The 1,613-nt window shown below is 68.5% G+C and carries 2 protein-coding genes; both read right to left on the bottom strand.

The genetic code is table 11. The features are described 5' to 3' along the window. Positions 1 to 115 precede the first annotated feature (115 nt). The gene (locus JS521_RS15245; RefSeq protein WP_205083528.1) at positions 116 to 850 is read right to left on the bottom strand and encodes a class E sortase; all 735 of its coding nucleotides are present in this window, start codon (positions 848 to 850) and stop codon (positions 116 to 118) included. Positions 851 to 875: 25 nt separating this feature from the next. Next, on the bottom strand, positions 876 to 1,613 hold a 738-nt coding region (locus tag JS521_RS15240; protein WP_205083527.1), incomplete at its 5' end, for a class E sortase.

The following is a 1,613-nucleotide window of genomic DNA, read 5'->3' as shown; positions in this document are numbered from 1 at the left end:
CTCGTGGCTTCTACCCCCCCCGCCGCCCGCCCCCCCCGCCCCCCGCGGGGGGGCCCGGGGACACCATTTTGTTCGACCGGGGCCCTTCCCGTACAGGCGAACGCGTACGCGCCGCTCAGCGCAGCTCGGCCGGTTTCGTGCGGTCCTTGTCGACCTTCTCCGTACGCTCCAGCTCGCCCCAGACGATGTAGCGGTACTTCGAGGTGTAGACCGGGGTGCAGGTCGTCAGCGTGATGTAGCGGCCGGGCTCCTTGACGCCCGACTCCTCCGGGACCGGCTGAATGACGTCGACGTTGAACTTCGAGGTTTCGGGGAGCGTCTTGTAGACCTTGTAGACGTACCAGGTGTCCTTGGTCTCGAAGACGACCGGATCGCCGTTCTTCAGCTTGTGGATGTTGTGGAACTTCGCGCCGTGCCCGTCGCGGTGCGCGGCCAGCGTGAAGTTGCCCTCGTCGTCCCAGGGGAGGGCCGACTCGACGGGGTCGGTGTAGTAGCCCGCGATGCCGTTGTTGAGGGTCTTGGGGTCGGTGCCCTTCTTGACCAGCACCTCGCCGTCGTCCATGGCGGGCACGTGCAGGAAGCCGATGCCGTCCTTGGTGTCCAGGGCGCCCGGACCGTCCGCCCACTTGCTGCGGACCGTGTCGCCCTGCTTGTCGGCCTCCCGGTCGGCGAGCACGTTCGTCCACCACAGGGAGTAGACGACGAACAGCGCGAGCACCAGGCCTGCGGTGATCAGCAGTTCGCCGAAGACGCTGGCGGCCGTCGCCACGGGATGGTGGACGCGCCGGCGGGCCGGGGGCGGGGACGCGGACGTGTCGGTCCGCTCGTCGTGCTCGGTCCTCGCTGCCACCGCACCGTCCCTGTCGTGAGGATGTTCAGCCGACGAGCGCGTCGGGCTTCCCGTCGCTGCGTGGCCGTTCGTCGACCATCTTGCCCCAGACGATCAGCCGGTAGGTACTCGTGAATTCCGGGGTACAGGTCGTGAGCGTGAGGTACCTGCCCGGCTTCGTGAACCCGGAACCGACCGGGATCGGCTCGATCACCGAGATGTTGGACGGGGAGGTCTGCGGAAGGATGTTGGCCATCTCGTACGTGTAGTACGCGTCCCGGGTCTCGACCACGATCGGGTCGCCGGGGCTGAGCTTGTTGATGTAGCGGAACGGTTCGCCGTGGGTGTTGCGGTGACCGGCCACGGAGAAGTTGCCCTGCTTGTCGGAGGGCATCGCCGTCTTGAGCTTGCCCTCGCCGTAGTGGCCGATCATCCCCCGGTCGAGGACCTTCTCCTTGTCGATGCCCTCGGCGATCGGGGCGACGACGTCCAGCTTGGGGATGTGCATGATCGCGAAGCCCTCGCCGGGCGCGAACACCCCGGGCTTGCGGTCGCCGTTGGCCCACTGGTCCTGGATCCGGTTGGTCTCCTTGCCGGCGATCTGGTCGGCCCGGATGTTGGTCCACCACAGCTGGTAGGTGACGAACAGCAGCATCAGGACGCCCAGCGAGATGAACACCTCGCCGACCGCCCGGCTGGCGACGACCGCCGGGCTGTCCTTCGCCGCCCGCGCCGCGCGCCGGGCCTCCACCCGGGACATCGGGGCGGGCGCCCCGGCCGGCCG

Source organism: Streptomyces durocortorensis (assembly GCF_016901035.1).
Lineage (GTDB): Bacteria > Actinomycetota > Actinomycetes > Streptomycetales > Streptomycetaceae > Streptomyces > Streptomyces durocortorensis.
Note: the sequence above shows the minus strand (reverse complement) of the source record. Positions and strands in the feature narration are given on the sequence as shown.